The following is a 24,621-nucleotide window of genomic DNA, read 5'->3' as shown; positions in this document are numbered from 1 at the left end:
CCTCGTGACTGTATCGCCCCCGAACCAAAACCCAACATAGAGTCCTGGTCATGACGGATGCTGCTGCTCTCTCAGAAGCGGTCGGGCCCGGCTACCAATTCGAGGGTTCGGCCCTCGAGCTCGGGGGCCTGATGGCGGACGCTGAGACGTTGTTGGAGACGCCGATTCGCATTCCACTGGGGATGTTGAACCGGCATGGGCTGGTCGCCGGCGCGACCGGCACGGGAAAGACGAAGACCCTGCAGCTGCTGGCCGAGCAGCTCTCCGCAGCGGGGGTCCCGGTGTTCGCAGCCGACATCAAGGGCGACCTCTCCGGTCTGTCCGCGCCGGGCGCGTCGAGCGAGAAGCTGACCGCGCGGGCAGCCTCCGTCGGGCAGGCCTGGCAGGCGCGCGGGTTCCCAGTCGAATACTTCGCGCTGGGCGGCGAGGGCACCGGCATCCCCGTCCGGGTCACGGTCGACGCGTTCGGCCCGACGCTCCTCTCCAAGGTCCTGGATCTCAACGAGACCCAGGAGTCCTCGCTCGGTCTCGTCTTCCACTACGCCGAGAAGGCTGGCCTGAAGCTGGTCGGGCTCGACGACCTGCGGGCGGTGCTGCAGTGGCTGGTCTCCGACGAGGGCAAGGCCGATCTCAAGGGCCTGGGCGGGCTCTCGTCGGCGACGACAGGGGTGATCCTGCGTACGCTCATCGCCTTCGCCGACCAGGGCGCGGACGAGTTCTTCGGTGAGCCGGCGTTCGCCGTCACGGACTTCGTACGCAACGACGGGGACGCCGGGATCATCTCGCTGCTCGAGCTGCCCAACCTGCAGGACCGGCCGGCGATCTTCTCGACCTTCCTGATGTGGCTGCTCGCCGAGCTGTTCCGAGCGCTGCCCGAGGTCGGTGACGTCGACAAGCCCAAGCTGGTCTTCTTCTTCGACGAGGCGCACCTGCTCTTCAACGACGCCTCCGACGCGTTCCTCGACCAGATCACCAACACGGTCCGGCTGATCCGCTCCAAGGGCGTCGGAGTCTTCTTCGTCACCCAGAAGCCGACCGACGTCCCCGACGACGTGCTCGGTCAGCTCGGCTCGCGCATCCAGCACCAGCTGCGGGTCGCCACGCCCAACGACGCCAAGGCCCTCAAGGCCAGCGTCAACACCTACCCGACCTCCTCCTACGACGACCTCGGGGCGGTCATCCAGACGCTCGGGATCGGCGAGGCGATCGTGACCGTCATGAACGAACGCGGCGCGCCGACACCGGTCGCCTGGACGCGGCTGCGCGCGCCCGAGTCGCTGATGGGTCCGGCGGAGGCGGCGGCGATGACGGCTGCGGTGGCCGCCTCCCCGCTGGCGGCGAAGTACACCGCGTCCGTCGAGGTCGAGTCCGCCGCCGACCAGATCAAGGCGAAGACGGACGCAGCGGCAGCTGCCGCGAAGGCGGAGGCCGAGGAGAAGGCTGCCCAGAAGACGGCGCAGAAGACGGCTCAGAAGAAGTCCTCGGGTTCGCGGTCGCGGTCGAAGGACGACGACTCGATGATCGAGACGGTGGTGAAGTCGACGGCCTTCAAGCAGGCCGCGCGCACCGCCGCCAGGGAGCTCGTCAGGGGAATCTTCAAGCGCCGCTGATCCCGGCCGGTTTCTGATTGGCTCGGGCATGGGCAGAATCCTTATCGTCTGCTCATGCCCGACCTTCTCCTCCGGAACGTACGTATCGTTCCCCTCTCACCTCAGGCGGACGTGCCTGCCGGGGTGGTCGACGTGCTCGTCGTCGACGGTGTCGTCTCGGCGGTCGGAGAGCGCCTGTCCCGACCGGATGGTGTCGAGGCGTACGACGCGGGCGGCCGCTGGGTCGTGCCGGGTCTGTGGGACGCCCACACCCACCTCGCTCAGTGGACCCTGCGGGCCAGCAGACTGGACCTGCACGGCACCCGTTCGCCCGCCGAGGCACTGGCGCGCGTCGCCGCGGCCGCGCGCGCCCTCGATGAGCAGGGTGAGCCGGGCGAGGCGATCGTCGGGATGGGCCACTCGGCCGGCACCTGGGACCGCTGGGGCACCGTCTCCGAGCTCGACTCGGTCACCGGCGGCATCCCCGCGATCCTGGTCAACCGCGACTTCCACCACGCCTGGCTGAACACCGCCGCGCTCGACGCCGTGGACCTGCCGCGCCGCGAGGACATGGTGCAGGAAACGGAGTGGTACCAGGCCTATCCGCGGGTCGCTGAGCTCTTCGAGACCAGCGGGAGCACCCCGGCGGCCTACCGCCGGATGCTGATCCGGACCGCCGCTCTCGGCGTGGTCGGGATGACCGACTTCGAGGTCGGCGTCCGGCTCGAGGACTGGCGGTGGAGGTGGGCCTACGGCTGCGACCTTCTGCGCGTCCGGGTCGCGACGTACGCCGACCAGCTGGACGAGGCGATCGCCGAGGGGCGGCGTACGGGGGACCCGCTGATCGCGGGTGAGGACCGGCTGACGATGGGACCGCTCAAGATCATCAGCGACGGCTCGCTCGGCACGCGGACGGCGTGGTGCTGCGACCCGTACGCCGACGACCCGGACAGCTGCGGAGCGCCGAACCAGTCACCGGACGAGCTGCACGGGCTCCTGAGGAAGGCACGCGCCGCCGGCCTCGAGGTGGCCACCCACGCGATCGGTGACCGGGCGGTGTCGGAGGCACTGGCGGCGTACGAGGTGACGGGGGCGCGCGGGAGCATCGAGCACGCCCAGCTCGTACGTCGCGAGGATCTGCCGCTGATGGCGCGACTCGGGATCACCGCGTCCGTGCAGCCGGCGCACATCCTCGACGACCGCGAGATGACCGAGGACGTCTGGCCCGGGCGTGAGGACCGCTGCTTCGCGACCCGCTGGATGCTCGACGAGGGCGTGCGGATCGCGCTCGGGTCGGATGCTCCGGTCGCGCCGCTCGACCCGTGGCTGGCCATCGCTTCCGCCGTCGGGCGCTCTCGCGATGGTAAGGAGCCGTGGCACCCGGAGCAGGCACTCACCGTCCAGGAGGCGTTGGCGGCGTCGGTCGACGGTCAGCCCACGGTCGCTCCCGGATCACGCGGCGACCTGGCCGTGCTCGACATCGACCCGCTCCGGGCCTCGGTCGGGGATCTCGCCGCGATCGCCCACGGTGGGGTCGTACTGACCACGGTCGGCGGCCGGATCGTCCACCGCAGCTCCTAGACCCCTGAGAACAAGCGGAGGCCCGGCCGTCATCGGCCGGGCCTCGCGCAACGGGATCAGTGGATCCCCCCATTTAGCTGCTGGTCAGGCGGACCAGCGCACCGAGTCGTCGACGAAGTCGGCGAACACGTGAACACCGCGCAGGTCCTGGCGCTCGTCCATGAGCTTCGTCAGGGCACTGGCGTGACGGAACTTGAGGCTGTGCTGCTTCGCGGCACTGTTGGCCTCAGGCTGGGTGGCGGTGAGTGTTTCCATCGAGGTCCCCCCTACAACGGATAGATGGTGTGCATCGTGGTTTGTCCTGCGCATCAAGCATCCCGCCCCCAAGTCGCGAGCAGGTTGTTTGAACGTTACAAGCCGGTTTCGGTAAAAGAAATGGCTGTCGATGCCTGATGCGGTATCTGCCGAGCGATAGGGCCGAATCTCGCTAGACAAAGACGATGGCCGTCAGTCCGCGGCGGATCTGAGCGTGTCGACTGCCTGGCGTGCCTGCTCGAGGAGTCGCAGCGCGGCGCTCGCGTCGGGAAGGTTCGGCTCCGGGGACCAGAGCTGGTCGGCCTCGCTGATCGGATCTGCTCCGTCGATGATCGGGTCGAGGTCGGTCACCAGGGCGCCCTTCGACGGGTCGCCGGCGAGCGAGGCCCGGATCGCGCCGGGGTCGATCGGGGACGCCGAGGCGATCAGCGTGGCGTTGCCGAACCTCGCTCCCGCGAGCGCGGACCCCTGCACGATCATCGCGACATGCCCGAAGACCGTACGCAACGTGGCGAGCTCACGACGGGTGAAGAGCAGCTCAGGGCCGGCGACGGAGTTCAGCACGAGCCGGCCCTCCTCGCTCAGCGCGCTGCGTGCCGCGGTGATGCACTCCAGCGACGTGAACGCAGGCGGGATCCGGTTGCCGACGAAGACGTCGATGACGATGGCGTCGTGCCCTGAGCCCGGGTGAGCCTCGAGCCACGAGCGTGCGTCGGCGGTCTCCATGGTGATCCCAGGAGGAAGTGGGAACCGTGACCTGGTCAGCTCGACCAGCGCGGGCTCCAGCTCCACGACCGTCTGCGTGGTCGCGGGCCACCGGTGGGCGACCGCACGGGGGAGGGCGAGCAGCGCCCCACCCAGGTGGGCGGCGCGGCGAGGTGCCTGGTCCCCGAGCGCAGCCAGCATCCACCGGATCGAGGCGAGCTTCGGCGGCTGCGCCGGGTCTTCGCCGAGATGGGACTGCGCTACGCCGTCGATCTGGATGGCCCAGCCGTCCTCCTTGCGTACGAGATCGGCGGTGCTGCCGTCCGAGAAGACGATGCGCTCGAGGCTCCCTGATGGCCCGGAGGGTGTTGACATACGTCGATCCTGCCAGACACCATCGCGCCCGAGCCGGGACATTCCGGTAGCCTTCTGGCGTTGTTGGTCAGCGCCGAAAAATACTCGGACATCGGGCGTGAGGGAGTTCTTGCGGTGGAGATATGGGAGGTCGCCGAACATGACGACCGGATCGAGGGTCTCACCGCCGACGGGAAGCCGGATCCGGCCTACGCCGCCTCGCTCGGCCTGAAGGACGCGCCGCTGGGCCGTCGTGCGGTCGCGGCCGCCGTCGACATCGTCTGCTACCTGCTCCTGCAGGTCCCCTTTCTCGTCTTCACGTTCCCGCTGCTGCTGAAGCTGGTCCAGGGCAAGTTCGGCTTCGCCCGGTTCCTGAGCCACCCCGACTTCATGCTGGCCGCGATCGCGGGTGGCGCGACGGTGCTGCTGAGCCTGGTCTACGTCATCGTCCAGATCGTCTTCCACGGCCGCCGCGGGGTCACGCTGGGCAAGTCTCTCGCCGGAATCCGCTCGGTCAACGTCAAGACGCTCGAGCGGCCCGGTGTCGGCCGCGCCTTCCTCCGCGCCCTGGTGCTCTGGGGCTCCGGGATCATCCCGATCGCGCCGATCGCCTTCCTCGCCTCACCGCTGTTCGACAAGGAGGAGCGGGGCCGCGGCTGGCACGACAAGGTCGCCGAGACCTGGATGGTCGACGTCCGCGAGGGCCTCGACCCCTACGACGAGAAGCGGATGCGCATCGCCCGCAAGACGGTCGCGGCCGCGCCCGTCGCGCAGCGGAAGTCGCTGCCTTCACTCACGACCCCCAACGATCACGACGCCGGCAGCTACCGGCCCTCGGGGCGGGTCAGCGCCGGCGTGCTCGGCGTCTCCCGACCGAAGGCGAGGAACGACGAGCCGGGCGCCTCGCCTGGTGGCGCGCTCGCGACCCCGCCGTCGGGACCGGTGGCACCGAAGCCGGTGACCCCGGCGATCCCGCCCTCGCGCGCGGTGACGCCCAACCAGGGCCAGACGGTTCCCCCGCCGCCTCCGACCCCGACGCCTGCGCCCTACCCGGCGCCGACCCCGACGCCGGCCCCCACTCCCACGCCGCCTCCCACTCCCACGCCGGCTCCGACGCCGGCTCCGACGCCGCTGCCCACCTCCGGCGGCCAGCAGCCTCCGGCGCAGCCGCGCGAGCGGGGCATCATGCTCAAGGTCGACTCCGGGGAGCGGATCCCGGTGACCGGCCTGGTGCTGGTCGGCCGTGACCCCGCCGTGACGGAGAACACGCTGGGGGCGCGTACGGTCTCGATCATCGACGTGTCGGTCTCGAAGACCCACCTGTCCCTGCGCCCCAGCGGCGACGGCGTCGAGGTCACCGACCGAGGCTCGACCAACGGCACCGTGGTGACCCACGAGGGTGCCACCCGACGGCTGAACGCCTGGGAGCCGGTGCTGGCGCCGGTCGGCGCGATGATCCGCTTCGGCGACCGCTCTGCTCTGGTGCGTCGCGGGTGACCGCCGCCCCAGCCGCACGATCTTTTCTGAACGTTGACGAGGGGAACGAAGGATGAAGGTCAAGCTCACACTCCACCGGCCCGGTGTCGCGCCTGCGGATGTGATCGTCACGGCCGACTCGACCGCGACTGCGGGTGACGTCGCTCGGCACATCGCCGACGCGGACCCGGCTCGTTCGATCATCGCGGGGGAGCACGACGTCTTGACCCTGGCGGTCGCCCCGCCGACCGCGGAGCGGATGGAGCCGCTCCAGCACGACATCCCCATCGGTGAGGCTCCGATCGGGTCGGGCTTCGCCGCTGCGGTGGTCAACCTGGGACCGGATCACGAGGCGACCGGCTCACGGCGCAAGAGCGTCGGCGTGCTGCGCGCGATCGACGGGCCCGTGCGCGGTCAGGCGTTCCCGCTGGTCACCGGACACGCCTCGATCGGTCGCGGTCCCGAGAACGAGATCGTGCTCGCCGACCCGATGGTCTCCAAGCGTCACGCCCGCATCGAGGTGGACCGCTCAGTCGAGCTGGTCGACCTCAACTCGGCCAACGGCGTCGTCGTCGACGGCACCCAGGTCTCCCGCGTACGTCTGGCGCCGGACACGCCCGTCGTCATCGGCAGCACCACCCTGGTCATGCAGCTCTCGGCCGACTTCCTCTCCGCCGTCGAGGACCCGGTGCTCGAGCGCGGTGGCGGCCTGCTCTTCAACCGCAGCCCGCGGGTCGACGTCCGCTACCCCGGCACCGAGCACCCGCCGCCGTGGATGCCCACGGAGATGCAGAAGAAGCTGTTCCCGTGGTTCGTGCTGATCGCGCCGATCATCATGGCGCTCTCGATCTACGCGATGACCGGCCGCGCCCGCGCGCTCCTGCTGGTCGTGATGACGCCGATGATGGCGGTGGGCAACTACATCAACCAGCACCGCCAGGCCGGCGCGAAGCAGGACCACGAGATCGAGCTCTTCGAGCGGCAGTTCGAGAAGCTGGAAGAGGTCTTCTACCGCAGCAAGCCCGAAGAGGAGCTGGCGCGCAACGAGGAGGTCCCGGCGGTCGCCGAGGTCTTCGAGCAGGCGATGCAGCTCGGCCCGCGGCTGTGGACCCGGCGCCCCGAGCACTGGAACTTCCTGGCCGTACGTCTCGGCACCACCCGTGCTCTGTCGCGCAACTCGATCGCGGAGCGTGACACCCAGAACGGCCTGCCCGACTTCATCGAGCGGATCGACCGCCTGAAGGACCGCTACAAGTACGTCGAGGACGTACCGCTGCTCGAGTCGCTCCCGGCGGTGGGCTCCGTGGGTGTCGCCGGCCCGGCAGGCCCGGCCGCCGACGCGATGCGCGGGCTCGCGGTGCAGCTCTTCGGTCTGCACGCGCCCAACGAGGTCGTCACCGTCGCCTTCGCCGACCCGGACTGGGTCGAGGAGTTCGAGTGGCTCAAGTGGCTGCCGCACACCACCTCGGAGACCAACCGGTTCAAGGACATGCCGCTGGCTGACTCCGCGCCGACGGCCAACGCCCTGCTCAGCGCGCTGGAGGAATACATCATGCGCGCCGGCCGGACCGCGGAGCACCGCGGCCCGTTCGCCGAGAAGTGGAACCCGATGCAGTACGGCACCGACGTCGCCCGCGCCGGGGAGGAGACCAACGCCCGGGTGCAGGTCTCGATCGTCGTCTTCGTCACCAACGATGCTCCGGTGGACCGCGCCCGGCTGGTCCAGGTCCTCGAGCGTGGTGCCGATGTCGGCGTACATGCCGTCTTCATGTCCTCCACCGTCGAGGCGCTGCCGGCCGTGTGCCGCAGCTTCCTGGACGTCAGCAACGGCCTGGAGCGCGCCACCGTCGGGCTCGTCCGCAACGGCGACCTCTACGAGGGCGTCACGGTCGAGGGCGTCTCCAACGCGTACATGGAGATGTTCGCCAAGCGGCTCGCGCCGGTGGTGGACGCCAGCACGGTCGTCCATGACTCCTCCGACCTGCCCAACTCGGTCGGGTTCCTGTCGTTGGTCGGTAACGAGGTGGCCGAGGACCCGCACTCCGTGGTGGAGCGCTGGCGGCAGAACAACTCGGTCATCGACCGCTCCGACCGGCCGCGGCCGAGGCTGAAGAAGGCGGGCAACCTGCGCGCCATCATCGGTCAGGGAGCCTCGGACGCGATGACGCTGGACCTGCGTACGCAGGGCCCGCACGCCCTCGTCGGCGGCACCACCGGTGCCGGTAAGTCCGAGTTCCTGCAGGCATGGGTGCTCGGCATCGCCTCGGCCCACTCGCCCGACCGGGTGACGTTCCTCTTCGTCGACTACAAGGGCGGCTCGGCCTTCGCCGACTGCATCGACCTGCCGCACTGTGTCGGTCTGGTGACCGACCTGAGCCCCCACCTCGTACGCCGTGCGCTGACCAGCCTCAAGGCCGAGCTGCACTACCGCGAGCACCTCTTCAACCGGAAGAAGGCCAAGGACCTCCTCGAGCTGGAGAAGCGACAGGACCCGGAGTGCCCGCCCGCACTGGTGCTCGTCATCGACGAGTTCGCGGCGCTGGCCGGTGAGGTGCCGGAGTTCGTCGACGGCGTCGTCGACATCGCCCAGCGAGGTCGTTCGCTCGGCATCCACCTGATCATGGCGACCCAGCGCCCGGCCGGTGTCATCAAGGACAACCTGCGGGCCAACACCAACCTCCGCGTCGCGCTGCGGATGGCCGACGAGACCGACTCCAAGGACGTCGTCGACGACCCGATCGCCGGGACCTTCCCGCCGTCCCTGCCGGGGCGCGGCATCGCGAAGACCGGACCCGGCCGCCTGACCCCGTTCCAGTCGGCCTACGCGGGTGGTTGGACGCGCGACGACGAGGTCGTCACCGCCGACGTGAAGGTGGCCGAGCTCAAGTTCGGTTCGATCACGGAGTGGGAGCCGGAGCGTCCGCCGGAGAGCGACTCGCACGACGAGGACCTCGGCCCCAACGACCAGAAGCGGATCGTGGCCAACCTGATCAAGGCCTCCGCCACCGCTGGTCTGATGACCCCGCGGCGACCGTGGCTCGACGACCTGGCGTCCGTGGTCGACATGCGCGACCTGCCGCTGGAAGGTGACGGACAGATCCTGCTGGGTCTCGCCGACATCCCGGAGCGTCAGCAGCAGAACGCGATCTACTTCACTCCCGACCGCGACGGATCGCTGCTCATCTTCGGGTCCTCCGGTTCCGGCAAGTCGACCATGTTGAAGACGATCGCGACCGCTGCCGGTGCGCGGCCGGAGCTCGGCCGGGTCCAGGTCTACGGCCTCGACTTCGCCTCCGGTGCACTGGGTGCGATCGAGCGCCTCCCGCACGTCGGCTCGATCATCGACGGCGACGACGCCGAGCGTCTGCAGCGGCTGATGCGCACCCTTGAGCGGGAGATGGACCGCCGTTCCGAGCTGTTCTCCAAGGCCGCGGCCGCGAACCTCACCGAGTACCGGGAGATCGCCGACCAGTCGATGCCGCGCATCCTGCTCCTGATCGACAACTACCCCGAGTTCAAGAAGGAGTGGGAGATCGCCGCCGGTCGCGCGCCGTTCTACCAGTCCTTCATGCGAGTCCTCGGTGAGGGCCGCCCGCTCGGCATCCACGCGGTGATCACCGCCGACCGGTCTGGGTCCGTCCCGACGGCCGTCTTCGCGAACATCCCGCGCCGTGTCGTCATGCGGCTCTCCGACCCGAGCCAGTACGTCCTGGTCGGAGCACCCAAGGACGTACTCAACGAGCAGTCGGTGCCAGGCCGCGCCGTCGTCGACAAGGCCGAGGTGCAGCTCGCCGTCCTGGGCGGCACGACCAACGTCGCCGAGCAGACCAAGGCTCTCGACGAGCTGGTCTCGCAGCTGCGCACCCTGGGTGTTCCCGAGGTCGGCGAGATCGGTGCCCTGCCGACGAAGATCTCCAGCAGGGCCATGCCGGCGCAGGCCAACGGGCAGCCCGTCTTCGGAATCGCCGACGACACCCTGTCCGCGCGTGGCTTCGACCCGATCGGCTCGTTCATCATCACCGGCCCGCCGCAGTCCGGTAAGACGAACGCCCTCAAGGCGCTCATCGAGTCCGTCGAACGCTTCGACCCCGAGGTGAAGCTGTTCCACCTCGGCAGCCGTCGCGCCCTGCTCGGCGACTTCCGGCCCTGGGTACGCAGCGCCACCCGCCCCGACGACGAGAAGGCGCTCGTCACCGAGCTCGCCGAGATCGTCGCCGACGAGTCCTTCCCCGGCCGCATCATGATCGTCGCCGAGGACATGACCCACTTGGCCGACGGTCCCGCCGACCGCCCGATGCGCGCTCTGCTGCAGGCGATCAACAACTCCGACCATCTCTTCGTCGGCGACGCCGACGTCACCCGGGCCGGCGGTGGCTCGGGCGTCATGGGTGAATGGAAGGCAGCCCGCCAGGGCATCGTGCTCAAGCCGGACACCTACGACGGCGACACGCTGTTCAAGGTTCCGTTCGGCAAGCTCAAGCGCACCGACTTCCCCACGGGCCGCGGAATCTTCGTCCAGGCCGGGCGCACGGTGACCATGCAGATGCCCCTGGCGAGCGACTCCGAAGGCTCTGCATGAACCTCAGCACAATTCCGACAACGAAGCCGTTTTTACCCTTCACAACCTCATGAAGGGTGCCCTACGGTGGCGAGCGGCGTGCTCTCGTGCGTCACCTCATGAAATCCCGGGAAAGGTAATGAGCGATGAGTGACTTCGGTGCAACCTACGACGAGATGACCGGCACCGCCGACAAGCTCGACCAGGGCAAGGACACGATCGAGTCGGCGCTGGACGAGTGCCAGGGCTACGTGGACGAGCTGGTTCAGGACGGGTTCAAGACGGAGAAGGCGTCGGGCAAGTTCCAGGACGGCTACACCGAGATGACCACGGGTCTGAAGGACGCCATTGCCGGTGTCGAGGACATGGCTCAGGCTCTGCGTGACATGGCTACGGCGATCCAGGACCTGGACTCGCAGCTCGCCGGCGGCTGAGCAACAACGTTGGTCACGATGGTGGGCTTGCTTCATTGGGGCCCACCATCACCCGTCTCGGCCAGATGCTGCGGTGTCGACTCCCGCTGGCGCGCTGTTGCGACCTCCTAACCGAGGTGAGCAGAAACCTTTACCTTCGGAGATGTTTAGAACCAGGCGTAGCGGGTAGAACTACCGCGACGACGTTGATCGCCTGGATCTCGGACCACGCCCGGGATAGCGGTGTCGGCTCGTCGAGTTCACGCTTCTCGACCATGTGATGCGTGAGTGATGGTGACGAACGGCGCCGCAACGCGGTGTCGTGTAATGAAAATTGCGGAAAGGCAATGATCGATGAGTGACTTCGGGGCAACCTACGACGAGATGACCGGCACCGCCGACAAGCTCGACCAGGGCAAGGACACGATCGAGTCGGCGCTGGACGAGTGCCAGGGCTACGTGGACGAGCTGGTTCAGGACGGGTTCAAGACGGAGAAGGCGTCGGGCAAGTTCCAGGACGGCTACACCGAGATGACCACGGGTCTGAAGGACGCCATTGCCGGTGTCGAGGACATGGCTCAGGCTCTGCGTGACATGGCTACGGCGATCCAGGACCTGGACTCGCAGCTCGCCGGCGGCTGAACAGCAACGCTTGCCAGATGGTGGGCTGGCGTCTGCTGGCCCACCATCTCTCCACTTTCTCTCGATCACGCGCTGCGATGACCACACTCGACGGCGTGCTCAGTAACCACGTGAAAGGTGCACAGTCATGGCGGATATCTTGATCAAGATCTCTGAGCTCGAAAAGGTCAAGACGTCATTGGACTCGATCGTCGACGAGTTCGAGAACGCCACTGACAGCTCCGAGGATCTCGAGTCTGACATCGGCGATCCGTTCGACATGAGCGACCTGCGCGACAAGGCCTGTGACTTCGAGGAGCGCTGGGACGACAAGCGCAACGACCTCAAAGACAGCCTGAAGAAGGTCAGCGAGCACATCAAGGGCGTTATCGACGGGATCGAGCAGTGGGACAGCGAGACCGCCCTCCAGTTCGAGCCCAAGAAGAAGTAGAACCCCAAGCCTTTAAACGCTCCTGACGGAAAGGACAACCCCCACATGTTCGGTGGCATGCAGGATTCCCCGAAGGGGCGCGAGATCAAGTCGGTCGAGGGTTCGCCCTCGGGAATCATCGCGCGAGGGTCCGCTATCGAGCGGCTCGGCAAGATGATGGATGCCTCCGCTGACACGCTGCGCGACATCAAGGAGAACACCTTCGCCGGCGGTGAGCAGCAGGGTAAGGCCATCGAGAAGCTCCAAGAGACCATCGGAGACTCCTACAAGGTCCTCGAAGAAGCGGCTGACCTCTACAAGCCTGTTGGTCCGGTGCTCGTCACCTACGGCGAGATGCTGGAGACCTACAAGCCGTTGATCGACCGCACCGCGGCCTCGTGCAGTGACCTCTGGGACATCTACGACGCCCTGCCCGGTGACAAGGACGACAGCACGACCGAGGACGACGGCGGCTTCCTCGGCATCGGCGACACCGACAAGGAAGAGGCCGCCGACAACAAGGCCAAGAAGGAAGCCTACGAGAACTGGGAGAGCGAAGCCGAAGTCTTCGACACCTGGTACGACGTATGGGAGGACGGCTTCGACGCAGCCGTCAGCGGGATCTCCGACGGCCTTTCCGGATCCATCGAGGACGGCTTCTGGGACAACTACGGAGACTTCATCGACGCGGTCTACGAGGTCCTGACCTGGGCCGCTCTGATCATCGCTGTGGTCGCGATCTTCTGCACCGGTTTCGGTGCGCTTGCGGCCATCCTCGCGCTCGCCGCCTTTGCTGTTTCCGCCATCAAGTTCGCCTGCGGGCAGCAGAGTCTGGGGCAGTTGGCCCTCGATGCCCTGGCCATCATTCCGCTCGGGAAGCTGTCGAACCTTTCCAAGCTCGGCCATCTGGCCAACATGGCGAAGGGCAGCAAGATGACCGCTCTGTCCAGGACCTGGGGTGCCATGAGCAAGGGGCCGATCGGCGATCTGACCAAGGCAGCTCGACTCAAGGACGCCTTCAAGGTGAAGAGCGGCGCCGAGGTTCTCGAGGGCCTGATCGGTAAGCCCTTCAAGGCGTTCCGGACCGACAACCTGAAGATGTACATGGGCAACCTCGACGCCCTCAAGGGTGGTCTGGGAGCGTTCCGGGGAATGACGAAGATCGAGTTCGGGGTGGCCCGCTTCGGCGCGACGCTCGGCACCCTCGGCAATGCCGGGAAGCTCACGCAGGGGACGGACCACTTCGACCCCATCCCGATCGACATCCCTGAGATCAAGGTCCCGGGCATGCCTGCCTGGCTTGGTTTCTAGGTTCGGTTCAAGCGCAACAAACGTCTGAGGTGCAGAGTGGCGAAGTGGGCAGTAGAGCTGGTTGACGACCTGGATGTTCCGGGGTGGCTTCCTGTTCCTGAAGGGTTGACGCCTGCGGAGCGTGAACGGTGGGTCGACGAGACCTCGAGCATGCTCGATGAACTGGTCGGTACGCCGCGTTGGGATGGTGAGGCGACGACGATCGAAGACATCCGCGGGCTGCTGCAGATGGCCCTCGACGAGCGCGAGACCTCTGAGGCGTACGCCATGTTCCAGGTGTGGCCGGTCATGTCGGCTGCTGCGGTGATGTGCCACCTGCATGTGGTGGAGAGCGAGTCGGTCCCGGACATGTCTCAATGGGACGGCGTCGTGCACGCGGCCGAGGCCGATCACATCGGGCCTGGCGCCCAGCTGTCTTCGCGCAAGGAGCTGAACTTCGAGGGCGGGTCGGTCATCATCGAGTCGGTGAACTTCGCGTTCAGCGATGGTGAGGCTCTCCTGCTGCTCGGTGTGGACGAGTGCATTCCGCAGTTGACGACCGCGGTCGTTCGCGGACTGGTGGCGCTCAAGGACATACTTCGGATGGTCCGCGAGGACGGGAAGGTGTTCCAGTCGGTGCCTCTGCCCGGTGTGCCGGTGGACGAGTCTTGGCCGATCGCGACGGATGGGGCGACGCTGTGAACCTACGTGAGCAACTTGGCGTGCGTAAGACCGTGGACTTCGAGATCGACCTTCCGCGGGGCTGGGCTCGTTTCGACATCGATGGTGGTCACGATGAGCTCCTCAACGGGATGAAGAAGCGGTTCATGGAGGCTCACCGCCCCGATCTGTTCGTCGAGGCGAAGGCCATGTTCGACAAGGCATTCGACGGGATGCGGAAGAACGACGTCTTCGCCTTCTTCGCGCCGGCAGGCGAGCAGCCGGACGACGCCGTCGTCCTGCCGGCCTCGATCAACGCCTCGATCCGCACGGGCGAGCCCGGTCAGTCATTGGACAAGATGGCCCACAACGCCATCCAGAAGTACGGCGCGAAGCCGCTGTTCGGCGACCCGCGCACGTTGCGGTTCGAGCGGGAGCGGACGATCGACCTCGATGGTGAGCCGATCATCAACCACTCCCTGATCTACTTCACCCCGGTCCCCGGCACCCAACGGCGTAGGGCGCTGCAGCTGGTGGCAGCCTTCGCGCGTACGCCGGACGTCGGACCTGACGCACCCGCGCTGGTAGCGACCCGCGCGCTCCTCGACGCATGCGTCGCTACGCTTCGGTGGAACCGCGGCACCGCGTGACCCGGAGACTGATTCCTATCGATTGTGGAAGGCCTGAACTTGCTGTCCTTTGACAAGGGCCCGTCGGCACGTGAGTGGGCACGGTCGGCCAACGTCGCCACCCCGGTCAAATGGGGTGACCTAGAGAAGCAGATCATCTCGGAGCGGCTCACCCCGAGCGGAGACGACGGTGGACCGAACTGGACCCTCGGCGTCATCATGGTTGCGATGATGACGGCGCTCGGTGCGTTCCTGCTGGCGCCGGCGCTCGCGGCCGGTCTGGTCGCATGGGCAACCACGACGGAGGACGCCCCCACCCAGGATGATCTGACGCTGATCGCGACCTTCCTGTTCATCATCTCGATCGTCGTCTCGGCGACCTGGCTCAGCATGTGGTGGCAGACGCGTTCCCGGTCGGCGATCGCGATCGTCTCCGGTCTGGTGGCGACCGTGTCGGTCGTGGTCACCTTCGTCGTCGGGAAGTCCTACGACGGCGATCTTCCCGGCGACTGGCTCGAGTGGTCGGCGTTGGTCGCCGGCGTGCTCGGTCTCGCTCTGACGATCCTCCAGTTCGTGTCGAAGTCGGAGCATCGTGCAGGAGTGCCGAAGAGCGATCGTGCGCAGCGGCGCTACAGTGCCGCGCGCGAGGAAGTTCTCGACGTGCTCAGCGAGCGCGGGATCGTCGAACTGACCGCGGACCAGCGCCACCGGATGCAGCGAATGCGCGTCGGAACGTGGCACAAGTTCGATGCTCAGGGGCGCGTCTAACTTCACGGCTTTCATCCATCTAGGTAGCAAAGGGTTCACGTGGGATCGGAACGAGCGAGAAGTGCTGACCTCGACGTCACGCCAGAGGCGGCCTTCCAAGCTGCGCTCGGGGTTGCGCAGCACGAGAAGAAGTACGAGATCCGGGCCGTGCACAATGAGGGCCAGGCCCTGATCATCAGGCAGAAGACCAAGGCCCTGTCGTGGCCGAAGGTCATCATGCTTCGAGTCCATCAGAACGGGTCGGGGTCGTCGGTCAACGTCTTCGTCCAGAACATCCCGGGCGGACCGACCGCCCTGCTCGACGGTGTCTTCAACGGAAAGATCGCGGAGAAGTACCTGACCGGCATTCAGGGCACGTTGGACGGAACCGTCACCGCTCCGGCGACCGCAGTGACTTCCCACTACGTTCGTGACGACGGCTCCGAGTCTCCGTGGGATGACCCGGACGAACTCCCCGAGTTCTGAGGGCCCCCAACACCGTCGCTCGGGACGCGACATGTTGGCCTGTCGCGCGATCGATGTGCGGTTGCGTAGGTAAGGTGAGCGGCTGGTTCTGGTCTCCCTTATCCCGTGTTCTTGTGTGCCTCGCGGGATATCTCGGTCGGGTCGCGACGGTCTCATCGGTGACCCGGCGGATGCCGCTGACGGGCGGGAACGAGAACTGTGTATGAAGATGACAACGAATCCGTTTATGCGCTTCACAAGTCTGTGAAGCGTGGCCTACGGTGACCAGCGGCTGCCCAATGGGGCACCGTGTAATGAAATCGCGGGAAAGGCAATGATCGATGAGTGACTTCGGGGCAACATACGACGAGATGACCGGCACCGCCGACAAGCTCGACCAGGGCAAGGACACGATCGAGTCCGCGCTGGACGAGTGCCAGGGTTACGTTGATGAGCTTGTTCAGGACGGGTTCAAGACGGAGAAGGCGTCCGGTAAGTTCCAGGACGGCTACACGGAGATGACCACGGGCCTCAAGGACGCCATCGCCGGCGTCGAGGACATGGCTCAGGCTCTGCGCGACATGGCCACGGCGATCCAGGACCTGGACTCGCAGCTCGCCGGCGGCTGAGTCACAGCGTTGGTCAAGGTGGTGGGTCAGCATCTGCGGGCCCACCACCTATCCACCTCGGGCGTCGGTCAGGTGCAGCGGTGTGTCGACTCCTGCTGGTGCACTGCTACGACCTCCTGACGGGGGCCAGCAGAACTTTACTTTCGAAGATGTTTAGAACTCGACGTAGCGGGTAGGACTACCGTGACTACGTCGATCGCCCTGATCTCGGACCGCATCCGCGATGACGGCATCGGCTCGTCGGGTTTGCGCTTCACGACCGTGTGACGCGCGACTTATGGTGACGAGCGGCCCCGCAACGGGTGTCGTGCAATGGAAATCGCGGGAAAGGCAATGATCGATGAGTGACTTCGGGGCAACCTACGACGAGATGACCGGCACCGCCGACAAGCTCGACCAGGGCAAGGACACGATCGAGTCGGCGCTGGACGAGTGCCAGGGCTACGTGGACGAGCTGGTTCAGGACGGCTTCAAGACGGAGAAGGCGTCGGGCAAGTTCCAGGACGGCTACACCGAGATGACCACGGGTCTGAAGGACGCCATCGCCGGTGTCGAGGACATGGCTCAGGCTCTGCGTGACATGGCGACCGCGATCCAGGACCTGGACTCGCAGCTCGCCGGCGGCTGATCAACCTTGCGGCGGAGGCTACATCGGTTGGGCCTCCGCCGCTCTCACGTTTCCTTTTCTCGGCCCATGGCCGGTCTTTGCTAGACGTCCGAAAGGTGCAGCACCGTGCCAGATGTTGCGATTACGTTCTCTGACCTCGAGGCGGCGTCCTCGAGTTTGGGGACGATCATCGATGAGTTCGACAACGCCACCAGCAGATCTGAAGATCTCGAGGCTGATATCGGTGACCCGTTCGACAGGAGCGAGTTGCGCGATCAAGCGTGCGACTTCGAGGAGCGCTGGGATGACAAGCGCGACGAACTCAAAGAGAGTCTCGAAGGTGTGAAGAAGCACATCGATGACGTCGTGAGCGGATTCAAAGGCGGAGACAACGATATGGCCGTGGCGTTCACGGCGAAAGAGTAGGGGTGGAACATGTTCGGTAGCATGCCGGATTCCCCGCGCGGCCGTGAGATCAAGAGTGTTGAGGGCTCTCCCTCAGGGGTCATCGCGCGGGGGCAAGACATCATCCGGGTCGGCGCGATGATGGAGGCCGCTTCGGACACGCTGCGAGGGATCAAGGAGAACACCTTGTCCAGCGGCGCGATGAGCGGCGAGGCGATCGCCAAGCTGCAGGAGACCATTGGCGACTCCTACAAGACTCTGGACGAGGCGGCTGAGCTCTACAAGCCAGTCGGGCCGGTGATCGTGAAGTACGGCGAAATGCTGGAGACGTACAAACCGCTGATCGACAACAGCGCCACTACCTGCTCCGACCTGTGGGATACGTATGACGCGCTCCCGGGAGACAAGGACGGCAGCCTCGAGCCAGAGGCCGACGGCGGCGTTCTGGGTATGGGCGGCCATGACGCGGATAGCCCGGAGGCCAAGCAAGAGGCCGAGGACAACCAGGCCAAGAAGCAGGCGTACGACGCGTGGGAGAACGCCGCCGAGCGATTCGACACGTGGTACGACGCGTGGGAGGACGGTTACGACGAGGCCGTCTCCGGAATCACCAACGGACTGTCCGGCAAGATCGAGGACGGCTTCTGGGAGGTGCTCGATGACATCGTCGCCGTCCTGGAGATCGTTGCGATGGTCGTGTTTGTGATCGGCCTGTTCGTTGCTGGCCCATTTGCCGCTATCGCCCTCGCGCTGTCTGCCGCAATTCTCCTCGCGCGCGCTGTTCAGTTCTGCGCCGGTGAATGTACAGCCTTTGAATTGTTCACAGCAGCTCTCGACGTCGTTCCCTTCGGTAAGTTCGGCAAGATGGCCGATGGCATCGCGGAGTTGGGCGAGGGCGCTTCCAAGTTGTCCAAGTTCAGCACAGGGCTCAAGTTCGCCAGCGGACTCGACGACGCGGCACTCGGACGCAAAGCGCTCGGCGATGTCATGACATCGATCCACACCGGTCTGGACGTCAGCGACTTCACCCGGATCAGCGAGAACGCCAACCTTTGGAAGGCGGCCGGAGAAGTTCACGGCGCGATGGCGAAGCACGGCTTCTCGGTTTATGGTCACGTCAACACTGGAATCGGTGTCGTGGGCGGGTCGTTCGCTGACGCCTTCAACTGAGTATCGGCCCGATTCATCTCACTAGCAGAAGGAAATGATGGAAGCGGAGTGGCTTGCTGAAGGAGTCCTTCCCCAAAGCGGTTGGACTCGGGTCCCGGGCGAAGGTATCGGCGAACCCGAGGAGTGGTTTCAGAACGAGGCCGCACGCATCCGATCCTGGTGGGGCGAGGAGGCTTGGGGACCTGGCGTCGAAGCGGCGATCCGTGACGCTCTAACGGATGCCGTAGCCAAAGCAGCCGAGCTCGGGACGTTGTCAGTGATGTTGCACTGGCCGCTCGACGTCCCCGTGCCCAGTCGGGTGCGCATAGTGCTGGCGGCGGGCGCTCCTCTGGACGCTTCAGGATGGCGTGATGCCGGGTTCGACGTGGACGAGTACCCGGGGGCGGCCCTCGGCCCTGGCCTCAAGTGTGTTGCACTACGAGAAGAGACGATCAACGGAGCAGATCTCCAACTCTTCACGGCTGTATATGCGTTCGGCGACGAATCCGGAAGTGTCCTCGTGATTGCTGAGGCCGGCTCACAGGAGGTCTTCCAACTGACGATGGCTGGCCTTCCAGTGTTGCTCTCCACTTTGCGAGTCACAAAGCCGAACGGGGAACAGTTCGCGGCAGATCCAGTTCCAACAGTTACGCGTAAGCCGACAGACGAATGGGAGAGCATCTCCAATGCCTAAACCTGCGGCTCCGAGCCCCATGGACTGGGCTGCCGTGCAGATGGCGGGCACCGGATTCGACATCAACGAACTCAACAGAGTTGTCCGGGACTATGCCTACATCGAGCTGGAGTTGGCGGCCAGGGACCGACGACGCACCCCTGCCCAACGCTTGATCTCGAAGTTGATGACGTGGGTGGCGATCGTCGGACTCATCGTTCTTGGAGTTGCGGTCGCCGCCCTCGTCGGCGGGCGCGCCAGTGGCGGGGTGATCGCATTCGTCTACGTCGCGTGCATCCTCGGCGCCTTCTCGGTCCTGTACTTCTACCTGCAGTGGCGTGCCATGCCGTATCGGCAGGCGGACCGGACGGTGTCGGCGTTCGCCATCATGGCGACGATCTTCGCCGTGGGGCTGATCATCGCGATTCTGGCGGCCAACATGGACAACTCGATGTGGTGGCTCATGATGATTCCTGCGGTGGCACTTGTGGCCGTCTCGGTCGGCACGATCGTCGGGCATCACCGATTCCGTTCCGAAACGAAGCCACCGGCGGTCGATCTCGACCAGCTCTCGCCCGAGAACGAGCAGGTCCTCCTGGAGAGTCGACACCGAGCGCTCCTGCGGTTGCGTGCGCGACGGGTTGTCTCTTATCCCGACTTCGAGGCCTACGACCAGGCGCCACTTCAGTCGGTTAGGAATGGTGGGGTGTGACCATGAGCGATCAGGGAGGGACGTCGTTGCGCGAGATGCTCGGAGCTGTCAAGGATCCGGACTTTGAGTTGAAGCTTCTTCCAGGTTGGGAGCGGCACAGCCCCGACGATGCGGGCAAGGAGAAGATGGACGCTGCTATGAAGCAGCGGTTCATGGCGGCCAACAGACCCGAGCTACACGCAACTCTCCGGTCGCAGTTGGATGAGGCGTACGCATTGATGCAGAAGCAGAATGTCGTCGCCTACTTCGCTCAAACCGGCGACATGGGCGACAGCAAGGCCTACTACCCTGCATCGATGCTTGCCGCGATCCGACGTTCGCAGGATGGTGGTGATCTCGGCGCCTACGTGGCGCAAGCGGTCCGCGACCACGGAGCGAAGCCCCTGTTCGGCGACAAGCGGTTTATCCGGTTCGAGCGTGAATCCACCCGCGTGCTCGAGGGCGGCAACATCGTGGTGACGTCGATCGTCTACATGACGCCGATACCGGGATCCATGCGTCGCCGTGGTTTACAGATCACGGCGAGCCTCGCCCGCCCAGAGGCGATGCCCGCGACCGATGAGAAGTTCATCGGGTGGAAGAACGGGCTCGACCTGTGCGTGTCCACGCTGCGGTGGTTGCCAGCTTGATCCCGCCACAATCGGCGGTCTGACCTGCGCGAACGGGGGTTACCGGATGCCTCGGTGACTGCGTTCGCATGGTTAAGGACGTCGATCTGGGCCGCGCCGCCAGGCGCTCCACTCGCCCGAGGTCGAGGAGCCACACCCTATTCTGCGGCGTTCAGCGACGTCGGCGAGAGGTCGGTCCCGGCGATCGCTAGCCTGTCCGCGTCGTACCTATCTATTGATGACGGAGTGTGAGCGGTGGCTCGGGGAATCGCGGCGATGACGGTGGCTACGGCTGCCTTGGTCTCTGGTTGCAGTGTTGGTCCGCCGCCGAAGGACTTCGCGATCGAAGACGCGGTGGTGGCGTTTCGGGTGACGGAGGGCGGGGAGGACTCCAGCTACCTCGTGCTGGTCTCGCAGGAGGGGAAGACCCGAGCGATCGAGCTCGAGGAGGTCGAAGGCGCCGGGATCTCCTGGACGGAGCACGGGATCACGACGTCCGACACGGCGCACGACTACGTGATCGACGAGTCGGGGCTCACCGACAACAAGCGCACGAGCGACGACAAGTCCCTCGAGACGATGCACGAGTGGTACCGCGTGCAGGTCGGTGAGGGGACGTTGGTCGGGTTCAGCCCCGCGGATTCGTCCGAGGATCCGTTCGTGACCTACATCGACGGGGACAGCGGCAAGGCGACCACCCGGGTGTCGCCGTACGGTCAGACGACGACGGCCGCGGTGTGCGGCGAGCGTGTGTTCGCGCCGGGGAGGGGCACCAGCACCAAGGCCTTCGAGGAGGACAGCGAGTCGATCCCGGAGGACCAGTGGGACCTTGCGGCGTTGACCTCGGCCTATCCGCATGACGGTACGGACATCCTGAGCACCTTGGAGCCCACCAGCCCAGGCAGCACATCGCCCTGCGTCGACGGGATCGTCTACGAAGGGTGGGAGAACGACGACGACCAGCACTTCTTCCGCACCTGGACGACTGCGAAGGGGACGTCGGCGGACAAGGCTGCTGTGGACCACGAGATCATCTATCCGGAGGACGCCTCCTCGCAGATCGGTGCACCCTCGGCGGTGACGATCGCGGACGGTCAGCTCGTCTGGGTCGTCGAGAACACGATGTGGAGCGCCCCACTCCCGACCAACGCGCCGGCACCGGTTCAGGCGCGCGAGGTCGGTTGGGTGGAGGGATACATCGGGCTCGACGCGGAGGTGCTCACCTACTCCTCCAACGCCGCGTACACGATGACCAACGAGACCGACCTGCACAAGCGGTTCACCAAGCGCCGAAGTGACCGGGTGTGGACCGAGCTGACAGCGCTGAGCCTCGTACGCACGGACCTGGCGACCGGCAAGCCTTCCATCGCCTTGGAGATCGATGTGGAGGACGTCGACTTCCCGACCAAGGACGCTTCGGTGACGGCTCTGGCGGTCAATCCGGAGTGGGTGGCCGAGAACGGCTGACAGGCGAAGGCCAGGCGATGTCGTTGGGATCACCGCGACACGCCGAAGTAAAGAACGTCCACCAGGGGCTCGGATTGCCAGGGTGGCGCCATACCTCTCGATCTCGGGAACAGTCACTGTTGAAGGGGATTCTCCATGCGTACTCGCACCACCGTCCGGACCTTCCGATCGGCCGCCGTCGGCCTCACGCTCGGCCTCGCACTCGCCTTGACCGGCTGCGGCTCCGAGGAGACCGACTCGGATGCTGACGCGGCGGTCGAGGTCGAGTCGAGTGCGCCGGCCTCCGAGTCCGCGTCCGCCGCACCGGCGGGTGAGGAGAAGGAGGTCACGATCGGGAAGACGATCAAGGACCCCGACATGGGCGACACGATCGAGGTCGTCTCGGCCGTCCGTGACTTCCCGTCGACGGAGGAGGCCGACCTCATCGCCGAGGGTGGCGAGGTCGTGCTGCTGCAGGTGAAGATCAAGCCCGGCACGGAGTACGGCGGCCGCATCTCGGAGGGGAACTTCGAGATCTCCTGGGACCAGGGCGCCGACTTCGAGGGCCCGGACACCCGCCTGATGACCGAGGAGCTGACCGCCGCGAAGCGTACGCCGCTCGAGGACGTGCAGCGGCGCGACGGCGGCGAGCACACCGGCTGGATCGCTTTCCAGGTGGAGGTGAAGGCCGACACGTACCTCGTCGAGTACGAGCGCGACGGCGCGAAGGTGATCGGTTCGGACAAGACCATCGCCGAGTTCACGGAGCAGGTGGAGATCCCCGCCTCGTGAGGTGAGGACACCCCGTCGGCGAAGACCGGCTACGTCGGTAGCAGGTCTCCGCCGAGGCTCGTTAGGATCTGGGGCGTCCGTTGTCTCGGAGAGGGGACTTGAAGGTGCATCCTGGGGCACGTCGTCGAGCGGGAGTCATTTCCGTTGCCAGTCTGGCGCTTGTTGCAACTGCCTGCTCGGGTGATCTCCCGGCCTCGGTGGAGGAGGGGACTGAGGTCGCCGTCGCGTGGAACGAGTCGTTGACGAGCACCAACCCGGCGAGCGCGGCGAGCGTGACCGATGGAAACCTCGACATCGCCTCGCTGACCCGTGGAGCCTTCGGCACCCTGGTCAACGACACCGTCGAGATGGACGAGACCTTCGGCGAGGTCACCATGGAGGACGGCGAGCAGGCCCGGGTGCGCTACGACCTGGCCGAGCCGTCCTGGTCCGACGGCGTGCCGATCGACACCGCCGACCTCATGCTCGCCTGGGCGGCGACGTCGGGTTACTTCCGCACCCCGAAGGAGGGGAGCCCGGACGGCGGGGTCGACTTCGGCGGGGTGCCGACCGGACTGACCAAGAGCGCCTACATCCCTGAGGTCGACGAGGGCGCACGCGCCATCGAGGTCCCGCTCGTGGTGCCGGTGGTCGACTGGCGTACGGCCCTGGATGTCGCCGTGCCGGCGCACGTGATCGGGCAGAAGGCGCTGAAGATCGAGGACCCGATCGAGGCCAAGGAGGTCGTCGAGACCGCGATCGAGGAGTCCGACACCGCGAAGCTCACCAAGATCGCGGAGGCGTGGAGCTCGTCCTTCGCGGTCGCCGAGAACGGCAAGGCCTCCGAGGAGGCGCTGCTCTCCAGCGGGCCCTACCGGATCTCGAAGATCTCGGCCGGCGAGGGCGGCCAGGAGGTCGACCTGGAGGCCAACCCGGAATACGCGGGCGAGGCCAGGCCGACCTACGAGCAGGTACGCCTCACCCCGGCCGGTGCCGACGCGCTGGACAGCCTGGGGGAGAAGGTCGACGTCGTCCAGGTCAGCCCGACCAAGGCCAACCGCAAGCAGGTGCGTGACCTCGAGCGCCGCGACTACGGCGTCGCGAACGCCAACGACGGCACCATGTGGGCGCTGATCCTTCGCACCGACCGTGGCCTGTTCAAGCGCAAGGACACCCGCACGGCCTATCTGCGGGCGGTGCCCCGCGGCGACATCGCCGAGGGCGGCGCGGGCGAGTGGGCCGAGGCGTACGAAGCCACCGATGTCGTGCTGTTCCCACCGGGTGGTGAGGGCTACCAGATCGCGACCGAGGACTCCGGGTTCTCCACCAAGTTCAAGGCCTCGGAGGACGCTACGGCCCCGCGCGGCGCCAAGGTGTGCATCTCCTACGACAAGTCGAACGCGTTCGCCGCAGGCGCCTACGACACCATCTCGAACGTCGTCGACGACGAGGGCTGGGGCACCACCGACTGTGGTGTGTCCTCGGCCGACAAGGTGCTCTCCGGCAACAGGTGGGACGCCGTGCTCGCCCGGATCCCGGTCCCGCAGACGCCGGAGGAGATCTCGGCACAATGGGGTGGCAAGGGCAGCCAGAACGCGACCGGTGGTGGCGACCGCGACCGTGACCGGCTCATCGGCGAGCTGGCCCGCACCGCGGATCCCTACGAGGCCCGCGACGTACGCGTCCAGATCGAGAAGACGCTGGTCCGGGACTCGATCGTCGTTCCGATCGTGATGAACCCGACGGTGACGGTGATCGACAAGAAGGTCGACAGCGTACGTCCTCGCTCCGGACGGGTCGCACCGCTCGTCTCGACCATCGTCGAGTGGTCGCCGACCAAGAAGTAGA

24 protein-coding genes are annotated in these 24,621 nt (G+C 66.3%); 22 read left to right on the top strand and 2 right to left on the bottom strand.

The genetic code is table 11. The annotated features are described in order from the left end of the window. Positions 1 to 50: 50 nt before the first annotated feature. Positions 51 to 1,610, top strand: coding sequence for a helicase HerA-like domain-containing protein (locus BLT25_RS06265; RefSeq protein ID WP_091043312.1), 1,560 nt, complete (start codon positions 51 to 53; stop codon positions 1,608 to 1,610). Positions 1,611 to 1,664: 54 nt separating this feature from the next. After that, the gene (locus BLT25_RS06260; protein ID WP_091043311.1) at positions 1,665 to 3,170 is read left to right on the top strand and encodes an amidohydrolase; all 1,506 of its coding nucleotides are present in this window, start codon (positions 1,665 to 1,667) and stop codon (positions 3,168 to 3,170) included. Between the two features lie 84 nt (positions 3,171 to 3,254). Here the strand turns inward: BLT25_RS06260 and BLT25_RS29745 are convergent, their stop codons facing one another. Both BLT25_RS29745 and BLT25_RS06255 read right to left on the bottom strand, forming a co-directional pair. Further along, on the bottom strand, positions 3,255 to 3,425 hold the full coding sequence (locus BLT25_RS29745) for a hypothetical protein (protein WP_168381080.1): 171 nt from the start codon (positions 3,423 to 3,425) through the stop codon (positions 3,255 to 3,257). A 192-nt stretch (positions 3,426 to 3,617) separates the two neighbouring features. After that, the gene (locus BLT25_RS06255) at positions 3,618 to 4,505 is read right to left on the bottom strand and encodes a spermidine synthase (protein ID WP_091043308.1); all 888 of its coding nucleotides are present in this window, start codon (positions 4,503 to 4,505) and stop codon (positions 3,618 to 3,620) included. A 114-nt stretch (positions 4,506 to 4,619) separates the two neighbouring features. Between BLT25_RS06255 and BLT25_RS06250 the strand changes: the two genes are divergently transcribed. The 20 genes from BLT25_RS06250 (at position 4,620) to BLT25_RS06160 (ending at position 24,620) form a co-directional block, all read left to right on the top strand. Continuing rightward, complete coding sequence (locus tag BLT25_RS06250) at positions 4,620 to 5,981, top strand: RDD family protein (protein ID WP_143033652.1); 1,362 nt, start codon at positions 4,620 to 4,622, stop codon at positions 5,979 to 5,981. Positions 5,982 to 6,033: 52 nt separating this feature from the next. After that, positions 6,034 to 10,539: an FtsK/SpoIIIE domain-containing protein gene (locus BLT25_RS06245; RefSeq protein WP_091043303.1), complete on the top strand. Its 4,506-nt coding sequence runs from the start codon at positions 6,034 to 6,036 to the stop codon at positions 10,537 to 10,539. Between the two features lie 125 nt (positions 10,540 to 10,664). Then, positions 10,665 to 10,952 (top strand): WXG100 family type VII secretion target, encoded by a 288-nt coding sequence (locus BLT25_RS06240; RefSeq protein ID WP_008356172.1) that lies wholly within the window; start codon positions 10,665 to 10,667, stop codon positions 10,950 to 10,952. 333 nt (positions 10,953 to 11,285) lie between these two features. Further along, on the top strand, positions 11,286 to 11,573 hold the full coding sequence (locus BLT25_RS06235; RefSeq protein ID WP_008356172.1) for a WXG100 family type VII secretion target: 288 nt from the start codon (positions 11,286 to 11,288) through the stop codon (positions 11,571 to 11,573). A gap of 127 nt (positions 11,574 to 11,700) precedes the next feature. Continuing rightward, positions 11,701 to 12,003, top strand: coding sequence for a flagellar protein FlgN (locus BLT25_RS06230; protein ID WP_091043302.1), 303 nt, complete (start codon positions 11,701 to 11,703; stop codon positions 12,001 to 12,003). Between the two features lie 57 nt (positions 12,004 to 12,060). Continuing rightward, positions 12,061 to 13,293, top strand: a complete 1,233-nt coding sequence (locus BLT25_RS06225; protein WP_143033651.1) for a hypothetical protein — start codon at positions 12,061 to 12,063, stop codon at positions 13,291 to 13,293. Between the two features lie 150 nt (positions 13,294 to 13,443). Continuing rightward, positions 13,444 to 13,974, top strand: a complete 531-nt coding sequence (locus BLT25_RS06220; RefSeq protein ID WP_091043297.1) for a hypothetical protein — start codon at positions 13,444 to 13,446, stop codon at positions 13,972 to 13,974. A 20-nt stretch (positions 13,975 to 13,994) separates the two neighbouring features. Next, a complete protein-coding gene (locus BLT25_RS06215) occupies positions 13,995 to 14,582 on the top strand; it encodes a protein TPRXL (protein ID WP_143033650.1) in 588 nt (195 codons plus the stop codon). Between the two features lie 39 nt (positions 14,583 to 14,621). Continuing rightward, on the top strand, positions 14,622 to 15,329 hold the full coding sequence (locus tag BLT25_RS06210) for a hypothetical protein (protein ID WP_143033649.1): 708 nt from the start codon (positions 14,622 to 14,624) through the stop codon (positions 15,327 to 15,329). 39 nt (positions 15,330 to 15,368) lie between these two features. Further along, the gene (locus BLT25_RS06205; protein ID WP_143033648.1) at positions 15,369 to 15,794 is read left to right on the top strand and encodes a hypothetical protein; all 426 of its coding nucleotides are present in this window, start codon (positions 15,369 to 15,371) and stop codon (positions 15,792 to 15,794) included. Between the two features lie 320 nt (positions 15,795 to 16,114). Further along, positions 16,115 to 16,402: a WXG100 family type VII secretion target gene (locus BLT25_RS06200; RefSeq protein ID WP_008356172.1), complete on the top strand. Its 288-nt coding sequence runs from the start codon at positions 16,115 to 16,117 to the stop codon at positions 16,400 to 16,402. A gap of 340 nt (positions 16,403 to 16,742) precedes the next feature. After that, the gene (locus tag BLT25_RS06195) at positions 16,743 to 17,030 is read left to right on the top strand and encodes a WXG100 family type VII secretion target (protein WP_008356172.1); all 288 of its coding nucleotides are present in this window, start codon (positions 16,743 to 16,745) and stop codon (positions 17,028 to 17,030) included. A 105-nt stretch (positions 17,031 to 17,135) separates the two neighbouring features. Next, positions 17,136 to 17,435, top strand: coding sequence for a flagellar protein FlgN (locus tag BLT25_RS06190; protein ID WP_091043287.1), 300 nt, complete (start codon positions 17,136 to 17,138; stop codon positions 17,433 to 17,435). Between the two features lie 9 nt (positions 17,436 to 17,444). After that, on the top strand, positions 17,445 to 18,584 hold the full coding sequence (locus BLT25_RS06185; protein ID WP_091043285.1) for a hypothetical protein: 1,140 nt from the start codon (positions 17,445 to 17,447) through the stop codon (positions 18,582 to 18,584). Between the two features lie 37 nt (positions 18,585 to 18,621). Beyond that, positions 18,622 to 19,257, top strand: a complete 636-nt coding sequence (locus tag BLT25_RS29410; RefSeq protein WP_143033647.1) for a hypothetical protein — start codon at positions 18,622 to 18,624, stop codon at positions 19,255 to 19,257. Positions 19,258 to 19,276: 19 nt separating this feature from the next. Beyond that, the gene (locus tag BLT25_RS06180) at positions 19,277 to 19,948 is read left to right on the top strand and encodes a hypothetical protein (protein WP_091043282.1); all 672 of its coding nucleotides are present in this window, start codon (positions 19,277 to 19,279) and stop codon (positions 19,946 to 19,948) included. Between the two features lie 2 nt (positions 19,949 to 19,950). Continuing rightward, complete coding sequence (locus tag BLT25_RS06175) at positions 19,951 to 20,577, top strand: protein TPRXL (protein WP_091044284.1); 627 nt, start codon at positions 19,951 to 19,953, stop codon at positions 20,575 to 20,577. Positions 20,578 to 20,925: 348 nt separating this feature from the next. Beyond that, the gene (locus tag BLT25_RS06170; RefSeq protein ID WP_091043280.1) at positions 20,926 to 22,023 is read left to right on the top strand and encodes a hypothetical protein; all 1,098 of its coding nucleotides are present in this window, start codon (positions 20,926 to 20,928) and stop codon (positions 22,021 to 22,023) included. A 135-nt stretch (positions 22,024 to 22,158) separates the two neighbouring features. Then, complete coding sequence (locus tag BLT25_RS06165) at positions 22,159 to 22,794, top strand: transcriptional regulator (protein ID WP_091043277.1); 636 nt, start codon at positions 22,159 to 22,161, stop codon at positions 22,792 to 22,794. Between the two features lie 197 nt (positions 22,795 to 22,991). Continuing rightward, a complete protein-coding gene (locus BLT25_RS06160) occupies positions 22,992 to 24,620 on the top strand; it encodes an ABC transporter substrate-binding protein (RefSeq protein WP_091043275.1) in 1,629 nt (542 codons plus the stop codon). Position 24,621 lies beyond the last annotated feature (1 nt).

Origin of the sequence: Nocardioides sp. YR527, assembly GCF_900101045.1 — a bacterium.
Lineage (GTDB): Bacteria > Actinomycetota > Actinomycetes > Propionibacteriales > Nocardioidaceae > Nocardioides.
This window is presented reverse-complemented; position numbering and strand designations above follow the sequence as displayed.

What these genes read in the sequence shown, in the direction of transcription:
- BLT25_RS06265 (WP_091043312.1), top strand. Translation starts at nt 51, where the DNA reads ATGACGGATGCTGCTGCTCTCTCAGAAGCGGTCGGGCCCGGCTACCAA.
- BLT25_RS06260 (WP_091043311.1), top strand. Translation starts at nt 1,665, where the DNA reads ATGCCCGACCTTCTCCTCCGGAACGTACGTATCGTTCCCCTCTCACCT.
- BLT25_RS29745 (WP_168381080.1), bottom strand. Translation starts at nt 3,425, where the DNA reads ATGGAAACACTCACCGCCACCCAGCCTGAGGCCAACAGTGCCGCGAAG.
- BLT25_RS06255 (WP_091043308.1), bottom strand. Translation starts at nt 4,505, where the DNA reads ATGTCAACACCCTCCGGGCCATCAGGGAGCCTCGAGCGCATCGTCTTC.
- BLT25_RS06245 (WP_091043303.1), top strand. Translation starts at nt 6,034, where the DNA reads ATGAAGGTCAAGCTCACACTCCACCGGCCCGGTGTCGCGCCTGCGGAT.
- BLT25_RS06240 (WP_008356172.1), top strand. Translation starts at nt 10,665, where the DNA reads ATGAGTGACTTCGGTGCAACCTACGACGAGATGACCGGCACCGCCGAC.
- BLT25_RS06235 (WP_008356172.1), top strand. Translation starts at nt 11,286, where the DNA reads ATGAGTGACTTCGGGGCAACCTACGACGAGATGACCGGCACCGCCGAC.
- BLT25_RS06230 (WP_091043302.1), top strand. Translation starts at nt 11,701, where the DNA reads ATGGCGGATATCTTGATCAAGATCTCTGAGCTCGAAAAGGTCAAGACG.
- BLT25_RS06225 (WP_143033651.1), top strand. Translation starts at nt 12,061, where the DNA reads ATGCAGGATTCCCCGAAGGGGCGCGAGATCAAGTCGGTCGAGGGTTCG.
- BLT25_RS06220 (WP_091043297.1), top strand. Translation starts at nt 13,444, where the DNA reads ATGCTCGATGAACTGGTCGGTACGCCGCGTTGGGATGGTGAGGCGACG.
- BLT25_RS06200 (WP_008356172.1), top strand. Translation starts at nt 16,115, where the DNA reads ATGAGTGACTTCGGGGCAACATACGACGAGATGACCGGCACCGCCGAC.
- BLT25_RS06195 (WP_008356172.1), top strand. Translation starts at nt 16,743, where the DNA reads ATGAGTGACTTCGGGGCAACCTACGACGAGATGACCGGCACCGCCGAC.
- BLT25_RS06185 (WP_091043285.1), top strand. Translation starts at nt 17,445, where the DNA reads ATGTTCGGTAGCATGCCGGATTCCCCGCGCGGCCGTGAGATCAAGAGT.
- BLT25_RS29410 (WP_143033647.1), top strand. Translation starts at nt 18,622, where the DNA reads ATGGAAGCGGAGTGGCTTGCTGAAGGAGTCCTTCCCCAAAGCGGTTGG.
- BLT25_RS06180 (WP_091043282.1), top strand. Translation starts at nt 19,277, where the DNA reads ATGGACTGGGCTGCCGTGCAGATGGCGGGCACCGGATTCGACATCAAC.
- BLT25_RS06175 (WP_091044284.1), top strand. Translation starts at nt 19,951, where the DNA reads ATGAGCGATCAGGGAGGGACGTCGTTGCGCGAGATGCTCGGAGCTGTC.
- BLT25_RS06165 (WP_091043277.1), top strand. Translation starts at nt 22,159, where the DNA reads ATGCGTACTCGCACCACCGTCCGGACCTTCCGATCGGCCGCCGTCGGC.